Source organism: Shewanella sp. 10N.286.45.A1, from assembly GCF_041470405.1.
GTDB lineage: Bacteria > Pseudomonadota > Gammaproteobacteria > Enterobacterales > Shewanellaceae > Shewanella.
The window spans coordinates 1-9250 of the sequence record NZ_JBFRMK010000225.1 but is presented as its reverse complement, the minus strand read 5'-3'; the positions used below and the strand labels follow the sequence as shown (position 1 = coordinate 9250).

Below are 9250 nucleotides of genomic sequence, written 5' to 3'. Positions count from 1 at the left end.
TTCGCCAGACGGATACGTATCTCTTCAGCTATGCGATTTGCAAACTCGACAAGCTTTGGTGCTGCGAACGTATATAGCCAAGCTTCTTGATTTGTAGCTTTACTTACTCGTAAAATCCTACCGAGTACTTGCCTAAAATAGAGTTCGGTTTTAACTCTGCTTAGGTGACAACACACCTGCAAACGTGGAATGTCTGTCCCTTCGCTTATCATGCCTACACTGACAACCCAGTTCGTTGTACTGTTCCTGAATTCGTTGATTTTATTCGAAGGCTGATCTTCTTTATAGGTAACGATTTCGGCGGTTTGCCCATATTCATTTCTGAGCATTTTCAGAATGTATTCAGCATGCTCTATCGAGGATGCAACGACAAGTCCAGCTGCATCAGGGTTGTGCAGTCTTATGTCGTCGAGCTTGTTAGTCGCCAGGGTTAAGGCATGTCGAATGGCTATATCATTTTTGATGATCGATTGGTAAGTAACTAATGAACCTTTGAATAGAGCGTCTAGGCAACTAAACGTCTTAGTTTCATTTTCTTCGTCAGTAACCGAAATTCTTTCATTATCGATTAATACAATCTTCGGGCTTCGGCATACACCATCAGCAACGGCTTCCCTTAAACCGTAGATGTAATCACACTGTATTTGATTGTCCGGGTCTGTATAACGAGATAAAGCTATTGGTGCTCGATCTGAGCGCCATGGAGTGCCTGTTAACGCTAAAGTATATTCGGCTTGGCTTTGAATATTCAATAAGATCTCTTCCCCCCAAGCATTAGCATCCCCAAGAGAGCTGCCTGAGCAATGGTGGATCTCGTCAAATACTACTAGTACACGATTCCGTTTTAGTAGTTGCCAGAAATCCTCTTTGAAAGACAACATGCTTTGGTACGTATAAGAGCAACCCATAGCACCGATGACGCCATCAAAACGGCACTCCAATCGTTTTGAAAACGTATGCTTGATCCCTTGCGATATATTTATCGAAGGTGAAAAGCAAAGCACAAAGTCGATAAGATCTTGTTCAAATAATTTAGCAGTGACTTCCGCTGCCATAATCGTCTTGCCAGCGCCTGGAGTTGCTAAGCAAAGGAAATGTCTGTGTTTATCATTAAAGTGCTCTAGAGCGCGATTAACGCACTCTAATTGCCATTGTCTTAGATGCATTGAGGTTACTTTCGCTGATGAGAGAGTACTGACTTAATCGCTTTGATTTGGCCAAGTAGTTTTGAACTATTTTCGCGAGCCTGTAAATATTGAGATTCGAGATGTGCTTTCATCTCAGGAAAGGATTGATACAGACGCATATACTCTTCGGACTCACCAATGCTAGTGAGTAAATCAACTTCAGACTCTTTCAATCGCTCTTCAAGTTGTTGAATTGTATTGCTAGTGATTGCTGCAGTTGGTTTGGCTTGGTTCGCAGTGGTAACAGCTGTGCTTTTTACGATGAATTTAGCGTTAAAAAATAGCTCAGACTTCTGGTACACAAGAGTTTTAGAGTTTTTAGTCCCTTTCTTCAGTAGTAAACCTTTCTTAACCAGCCTAAGAATTTGCCTGTAAATGTATTTGCGAGCCTCAATAGGCTCTTTGACCGTTGAAGACATTGCTAGATATGCATCACGCATCTGCGTCACATTGAAGTCGTCAAAGTTCTCATCCTGGAGAATTGAATTTAGCTGAGCGTTAATTTTGATGGATGGTTTTGACATTACTTTCTCGCAAAGAGGCTCTTGATCTCTAACTTACAGGGCTAGGAGAACTTCATATTAGTAATGCGGATTATAATCCGTGGCTTTATAAGCCGCAACTTTGGATAGTCTTTCTCTTTAACGAGATGAAAAATGAAAGACTTAGCTATCCAATTTGGCGCGAAATTACGAGATAAACGCAAGGCTCTTGGGATTTCTCAAGACAAAATGGCGTTATTAGCAGAGATAGATCGTAGTTATGCGGGGCGAATTGAGCGTGGAGAAGTCAACATCACCCTCGAAAAAGCCTATCAATTGGCTGAGGTGCTGGAGTGTGATGTGAGGGAGTTACTGCCTTAGTTCAAAAAGCAATTTGAATAATACATTAAATTTGCGATAGTTGTCGTTACGGAAGTTTTTACGCTAAGGAATCGGTGATGGGAAGAGGATATCGAAGTAGTTCAAGCGGAGCCCAGATAGTCAGAGATTCTGTATATATTTCAGCTCGTCTGCCATGGTGGGGAGCAATAGGTTTTGGTACAGCACTTTTTGTACTTTTTTATTTTGGTATCCCTGCATATCTAGAATCCAAAATAACCGAAGCCAACGGTAGTATGATAACTCAAGCATTTGAGTCACTGTTTTTACGTCGTATTAACTGGTTTGAGTGGATAGGTGTTGCCTTTGCTCTGATTGGTGCTTTCTTTGGTATTCGTAACTATTTTGCTTATAGATGTGCCAGCAACAGAGAACAAGGAGTAGTAGAGGGCATTTTTAAACTAATTAGTCGTAATTTGACTAATTAGTTCATTTTGACGTGATTTATTGCGGAGCTATTTTATAGAGTGATGAATAAAAACCACTCTATAAATAAGGCGGTTACCCTTTCGCTAAAGCGCGTCGAGCCTCTAAATTCTTACGAGCAATAGCTACGGCTGCACTTGCTCTGGCTGCATCTCTTATATTTTTTTGCTGTGTACTCATAAGAACTCTCCTTAAATCATTAAGACCTATAGTACAGATGTTTACTCTTCAGCGCCATAGTTAGAATCTAATTTTTGTTGCTGTATGATGGCGATTGTATCCATGTGAGTATAAGCCATCCTAGCAATAACAAGCCTCAAAGGACGTGTGAAATCTGCAAAAAACTCAAAATTTTTCTTAGCGCCTGCAAAAATGTCTTTAGTGTTTCTGTAGATGTTAATAGCTCCAAGAAAATGATCAATGTTTTCTTCATGCCCTGCAGATAGTTCATAATGTCTAGTGGCTACTGGCAGGCTGACAATAGAGCGGCCTTTTTTATCCGTTTTGAAATACTCTATTACTGAAGACTGTATGTCATGACTGTAATAATCAGCTTTTTCGGCCTCGCGAACAGTATCGCTTATAAATTGCGCTTTTCGCTGAACAATAGATTTTGGCGCTCCAATAACGTTGTAATTAGCAACATCTTTATTTTCTTCCCAATAAACAGGCATAATTGCATTTGTAACGGTGTCGTCTAATTCAAAGTCTTGTGGTTTGATATCTTGATATTGATCTAACTTGAACAGCTTCGCTTGATTAAGCTCATCTTTTGTTTGCTCAACATTTACACTGTAACGATTATCAATATACAAATGAAAATATGGTTTTGCTTCAAAAGGCAAAGCGAAACGCATAGTGTTTTTGGGGTGAGTTTTTTCAAAATATGAAGATACATCCTCATTATCTGATTTAAGGCAAAGCATTAAATTAACTCTATACTGCACCGAATTTTTTTCTGCAGGGTCAACATTATCATATGCTTGGGCTAGTCTCCCTAAAGCCATTAAAGCACATCTAAGTATTTTTCTTTGCTCTTCGAGTATACTTTCGGCTTCTATATCATTTTTTTGTGGGAGGCTTTCATCTAATAGTGATGCGTAAATTTTTCCCATATCAAGAGACATATCTTCAATAATATCCGAAGAGTCAGCAAGCTTTTTTGCAAAATACGGAGGAGGCGCGATCTGAATAGCTAAACGAAGATTTTCTGATTGAGCATTCTCATGTTCTTCCCTATTACTCTTTAATTGAGTTGAATGTGAACCATGTATGACATAAAAAATGACTATGAGTATGATTGTATTACCAATAATAGACAGGTCCATACAGGTAGGCAGGCATGAGGTTTTTGAAATATGACAATTAATAGCAGTGTTAATATCATTAGATGATATCGATACATAGGCACCTGCTAATATCGCTGCAACAGTCAATAACTGGGCAGCAACCTGGCTTCCTGTATATTTATTGATTGAGTGATTTTTGTACCACTTACTGCGTGTGAAAAAGAACAATAGACCCGAGGATAATATAAAAAGAAGTAATTTCATCCAGACTTTATTGATAAAAGCTAAAGTTAAGATTGAATTGTTATACTCTGTGATTATAGATCCGATATAAAAAAAACAATGTACCGAAATTAAGGTAAGAGTTATGAAGCATATCAGATTGATAATTTCTCTAGTTTTTTCCATTTCCCACATTTTATTAAGTCTATCCATACTCAAAACTACTCTAATTATAATTGTTTGATTTAATGTGAAAGTACACTCACATCAACATATTTTTACAAATCAAAAATTTCAGTTTTTATTATTGATTTATATTTTTACGTCGGTTATTTTTCACTCGTCACTAAAAGCTTTTACTACGACATGAGTTGAGCTTATATAGAGCTCATGAGCAAAACTATCAGTTATCGACCACGGACTTTCTGTATGAAATACTATTCACATACCAAACCTGCTCACCTGCTGGGGTCTTAACAACAGCTTCATCATCAACTTCTTTTTTCAATAAAGCACGAGCCATTGGGGCATCGATAGAGATGTAATCATTTCGGCCATATATCTCATCGGGGCCTACAATGCGAAAACTTTTCTTATCACCGTTTTCATTTGCGATTTCAACCCAAGCACCAAAGAAGACTTTTCCATCTTGTTCTGGAGAGTACTCAATAACTCTAATGGCTTCGATACGCTTTCTTAGAAAGCGCACTCTAGAGTCTATTTGTCTAAGTAAACGCTTGTTCTCTTTGTAGTCAGCATTTTCTGAACGGTCGCCAAGACTGGCGGCCCAAGTCACTTTTTGAGTGATTTCAGGCCGGTACTCACGCCAAAGATAATTGAGTTCTTTATTGAGTTTATCAAACCCTTCTCGGGTGATTAGGTTGGTTTTCAACTTGGTGTTCCTAGCCCTTGCTCACAAATACTGTAATGCTTTTTTAATAGCATCTAGGGTTGCAACAGGGAAAAATGTCTTTTTTTCATTAGCCGTTAATATACTGCCATTTGGGCCCAGCTCCAATCGTTGTCTTCGCATAAACTCAGTGGATATAAGATGCTCTAAAGCATCCCGCTCCAAATTCGTAAGTTTTGAAACCGTAGATGCTGATGAATCACCGTCAAATATTTCTATAACTTGATCAATTGGCGCAATCTCTTTTACCAATTTTTCAGCTGCAACTTTTTGAGAGTAGAGAATATTGGCTTGCAGTTTAACTACAGGATCTTTTAATTCATCGATCCAAGAGTCGCGCTTGCTTTTGTTTGTTGTGGTATTAGATTTTTCGGGTTTGCCCGCCGCATCCACGAAGCTCGCAATCAGGGTTCTATATGGCTCTCCGGAGTCATTGCGAATACTCTGTGCTTTGGGGACTCCACGCCCATTTCCAAGACTAGCGACGGTTGTATAACTAAATTCGTTTAACCCGCGCTCTTGTTGTTCTGTACAGACTGTAAAAATAGCGTCTAATGTATTTTGCATACGAGGTGATGCTTGTTTCTTTAGTTGTTCTAGTACTGTTTGAGTCGATATTTTTGTCATGTTAATTTACCAACTTTAAGGGGGGTGATTTGGCGAACAATTGTTTTATGTCACTAGAGGAAAGCTCTGCACCTCGCTCTAAGTCGTTAAGTGCCAGATTGCCATTAACTAGCCTATCTACCTTCTCCCAGCTTTGTAGTCTAGAAAGCATAAGTTGGGTCATTTGATTACCAATAATGAGTTGCTGATCTTCAGATAAGGAGACAAACTGTGGGCTCATGCCATTGTTAAGTTACATTTTATCCAGCGACTGGCTTCGCCTTGTTACAGCGAACTCGTCGCTACAGCTGTGAAATAGTTCGGCATTATCACAAACCTCAGATAAGATAAAGGGGTCAGAGCCCATTAGCTTTGCCCATTACATTAGCTTGTCAGAGATAAACATTAAAGGGCTCTGACCCCTTTGTTGATAAAATATCCTTGGTTAGTAAAGATATGTAGGTTTTGATTTTTTTGTAAGAGTATAGAGAGTAATATTTAACTGGGGGCGTAAGCTACATTAATTGAAAGTAAGCGTTAGCCCATTGTATCCGGTCGTTAAGTAGTCGAAATGGAGTGATCTACATGAGTCGTAATATTCTATTAATGGGAGCTGCCTTACTTGCTTTAGGTGGGTGTAGCTCGTCATATCAACATAGTGAGCTTCAAAAACTAGAGATGAAGCTCGACAGGAACGTTGGGGTGTTAATTTCAACACCTGAAAACGGGTGGTATAGCGACAGAGAATATAGTAACTCCGGGCGTATGACTGCTAATGCGGTTAGAAATGCTTTTTCTAAGAACGCGCGTAAAGTCGCCGTGACCAATAAGTGCAAAGCAGAAAGTTGTTTAGATACTATCGACGTAAATACTTATGGATATTATGTGCAGCCTATTATTCTCCATTGGGAAGATCGTGCCACAGAATGGTCAGGTAAACCTGATAAATTAGAAATTCAAATCATTACGTATGATGCTAAAACCAAAAAAGAAATTGGCAACTCAACCTATTCAGGCAAGAGTAAGTGGGCTTCTTTTGGTGGTGATCATCCCCAAGATCTTTTAGAAGCGCCTACAAATACGTACGTGGAAAGCTTGTATAAGTAACTACTACCAAAGGGGGCTGTGGCGTCAAAAGCTAATTGTAGGCTCTTGGCGCATCACATATTTAAGCTCAAATGCCAAATTGCAATGTGTTGATAATCTAGTCATTCCGCGCTAGATGTGCTTTTGCTGTAACTGTACATTCTGTATGCAATTGGAATTAGACTCATTCATTAATGGAGGTCATTTCTGACGGCAATAGAGTGATTTAATCGTGTCTTTCAGCCACCGTAATTTAGGGTTGTGGGCGTTTCGCTTATGCCAAATTAGTGTGAAGGGGATTAACAGTTTGTCTTGCGCAGCTTTATTGATAGGGACCGGTAAACATACGAGTTCAGGATGTAACTGTTGGGTATAACCTAGGCAATATTCAGGCGCTGTGGTGAGCATATTCTGTTGGGGTTGAGCGGCCATAAATAACGATTGCTCGAAGCTCGACATGGTTAGTGCGATATCGCGTTTTAAACCCTGTTCGCTAAGTACTTCATCAAGTGCCCAGGTTTCACTCTGTTCCCACACAATATTAATATGTGGATACTTAAGAAAAGTGTCCATATTCCACTCTTCGGATAACGCGGGATGATCTTTACGTAAATACACTCGCGGAAGATCAGAGAACAGGATCTCAAAATCAATGAAGTAAGGCAGTAGTTCTAATGACTCTTTAGAGCGAGGGTGGCTTTCCCTACCCGTTAAACCAATATCCATTTCACCGCGGACAAGTGCCCCTATTGAATCATAATCCCAGTTATGAGTGTTGATTTTAGCGTTGCTATAACGATGCTGAATTCGCTGGATAAGCTCGTTTAGCTTGAATAACAACAACGGCGATTCTATGGCTAAATCAAAGTGCATCCCTTGAGGAGAATCTTCACTGTGTTTCTCTAGAATTTGGCTACTCATCTGCAGCCAATCTGCCAGATCTTGCTCCATGCTCTGCGTTAGCGGAGTAGGCGCTAAGCCTTTGGGTGTGTTAACAAATAAAGGGTCATCAAACCAATCACGTAATTTCCTCAACGATTTACTTACCGTTGAGGGGGTGACATTGAGTTTGGCTGCTGTTTTCGAAACACTGAGCTCTTGAGTTAACAGTTGCAAGGTATGCAACAAATTCAAATCAAGACGGGCTAGTGATGGTTTCATATCTCTGACCATGGGAAGACTTAGGGGTCAATAGTATTAGAGCCAAGCTAGTTAGGCTACCCATAATCAATGCGATCGCCAGCATATTCAATGCGCTGACGCCAATCACCCCCATAAACCAGATATAAAACGCAGCGCAAGAAACTTGAGTAATACCCAATATTGAACTTGCCACTCCAGCGCGAGTGACAAAGGGGCTGAGTGCTTGGCTCATCGATACCCCAAAGCCAATAGCAAAGCCGGAACATAGTAGTGCAAAACTCAGTAAGTACCATTGAGTATCGAAATTCGCAAAATAGCTGACCACAATGACTATTGCAGAGAGGGCAAAAAAGCTTTGTGATGTCAGCAATAACGTACGTTCTTTAAAGAAAGACAAAGCGATAGGGGCGGTAAACGAACTGATCATACTGACTAAGGCCGTTAATGCCATAATGATCGAGTACTCACTTCTATCAAAGCCCATGTCCCCCATGACGAGTAATGGCGATACATTGACGTAAGTTAGAATGATGATCATGCCGAGTGAAGTGATAACCAAGCGGCTGATAAAAAAGCGTTCTAAAAATGATTCTTTATCATAGTTATTTTCGGTACTTTTTTGATTATTCTTTGTTTGATGTTGGGGTCTAGTTTCCTGTAACACCAATGTTGATAGCAAGCAAACAACACCGCCCATGATTGCCATGGTGAGAAACAGGCTCGGCCATGGGTATTTCAGCATAATTAAATAACCAATCACAGGTGCGATCACTGGAATCACACAGGTGATCCCGTTGATCATGGAGAGTACTTTAGCACGGCGAGTATCATCTAAAACATCCCGGATAATTGCAAAAGCGACAACATAACAACTACCTGCACCGATCCCTTGAATGAATCTGGCGATAAGAAACCAAGTACTATGCTCTGCCATAGAGCCAAATATTGATGAAACCGTGAAGATAATTGCTCCGGCAATAGCAACAGGCTTGCGGCCAAGTGTGTCGGCCACTTTTCCGGCAATTAGCATAGTGGTTGCCATACCGGTGAGATAAATCGAGAAGGCATAATGTAGCTGAGATTCTGTCGCCTGAAGATCTGCTGCAATTTGTGGTAAACCGACAAGGTAGAGATCAATGGCTGTGGGATAGAGCAATACAAGTGCAAAACTGCACAGAAGATATTTTGACATAGTAACCTCAACAATTAGTTGTGAGCATATTAGTCCGAACAAATACCGCTGACGAGTGAGGTTTTTGACATCGAGTATGTCCATTGGCGACAAGTGGGTTATGCAGACTCGTGCGATGAGGTTAAGCCGGCTTTAAAAATATAACTCGGTTTGATACAAGTCGTGGGCTCCTATCCCACGGCAGAGAGTGTATGCTTTTAAAACTAGTGCCGATGCGATTGAGGCCGTCGAAAACAGAGAAACTCTTATTGAGATTCGATGGCTGTACTAGCAGTTAGTCTCAGTAGAAGCGTAAGCGTCCGGTAAAC

Annotated in this window: 10 protein-coding genes; 3 read left to right on the top strand and 7 right to left on the bottom strand. The window is 40.3% G+C overall.

What is annotated here, in order from left to right; translation table 11 throughout:
• Both AB4238_RS16330 and AB4238_RS16325 read right to left on the bottom strand, forming a co-directional pair.
• Positions 1–1166, bottom strand: a 1166-nt coding sequence (locus AB4238_RS16330; protein WP_372034382.1) for a DEAD/DEAH box helicase, incomplete at its 3' end; no start/stop codon positions are given.
• A 5-nt stretch (positions 1167–1171) separates the two neighbouring features.
• Positions 1172–1711, bottom strand: coding sequence for a response regulator (locus AB4238_RS16325; protein WP_372034381.1), 540 nt, complete (start codon positions 1709–1711; stop codon positions 1172–1174).
• A gap of 132 nt (positions 1712–1843) precedes the next feature.
• Between AB4238_RS16325 and AB4238_RS16320 the strand changes: the two genes are divergently transcribed.
• Positions 1844–2050 carry a helix-turn-helix domain-containing protein gene (locus tag AB4238_RS16320; protein ID WP_372034380.1) on the top strand — a complete coding sequence of 69 codons (207 nt, stop codon included), beginning with the start codon at positions 1844–1846 and terminating at the stop codon, positions 2048–2050.
• Positions 2051–2127: 77 nt separating this feature from the next.
• Positions 2128–2496 carry a hypothetical protein gene (locus AB4238_RS16315; protein WP_372034379.1) on the top strand — a complete coding sequence of 123 codons (369 nt, stop codon included), beginning with the start codon at positions 2128–2130 and terminating at the stop codon, positions 2494–2496.
• Positions 2497–2715: 219 nt separating this feature from the next.
• On the opposite strand, the gene AB4238_RS16310 is transcribed toward AB4238_RS16315, so the two are convergent.
• The 3 genes from AB4238_RS16310 to gmtX all read right to left on the bottom strand — a co-directional run bounded on the left by AB4238_RS16310 (position 2716) and on the right by gmtX (position 5542).
• Positions 2716–4218 carry a hypothetical protein gene (locus tag AB4238_RS16310; protein ID WP_372034378.1) on the bottom strand — a complete coding sequence of 501 codons (1503 nt, stop codon included), beginning with the start codon at positions 4216–4218 and terminating at the stop codon, positions 2716–2718.
• A 190-nt stretch (positions 4219–4408) separates the two neighbouring features.
• Positions 4409–4897 (bottom strand): transcription elongation factor GreB, encoded by a 489-nt coding sequence (gene greB, locus AB4238_RS16305; protein ID WP_372034376.1) that lies wholly within the window; start codon positions 4895–4897, stop codon positions 4409–4411.
• A 21-nt stretch (positions 4898–4918) separates the two neighbouring features.
• Positions 4919–5542 carry a gamma-mobile-trio protein GmtX gene (gene gmtX, locus AB4238_RS16300; RefSeq protein WP_372034375.1) on the bottom strand — a complete coding sequence of 208 codons (624 nt, stop codon included), beginning with the start codon at positions 5540–5542 and terminating at the stop codon, positions 4919–4921.
• 564 nt (positions 5543–6106) lie between these two features.
• On the opposite strand from gmtX, the gene AB4238_RS16295 reads away from it, so the two are divergent.
• Complete coding sequence (locus AB4238_RS16295) at positions 6107–6628, top strand: DUF4823 domain-containing protein (RefSeq protein WP_372034374.1); 522 nt, start codon at positions 6107–6109, stop codon at positions 6626–6628.
• Positions 6629–6808: 180 nt separating this feature from the next.
• On the opposite strand, the gene yidZ is transcribed toward AB4238_RS16295, so the two are convergent.
• A complete protein-coding gene (yidZ, locus tag AB4238_RS16290; RefSeq protein WP_372034373.1) occupies positions 6809–7768 on the bottom strand; it encodes an HTH-type transcriptional regulator YidZ in 960 nt (319 codons plus the stop codon).
• Positions 7743–8942, bottom strand: coding sequence for an MFS transporter (locus AB4238_RS16285; RefSeq protein ID WP_220737146.1), 1200 nt, complete (start codon positions 8940–8942; stop codon positions 7743–7745). The genes yidZ and AB4238_RS16285 overlap by 26 nt, the downstream gene beginning before the upstream one ends.
• Positions 8943–9250: the final 308 nt, after the last annotated feature.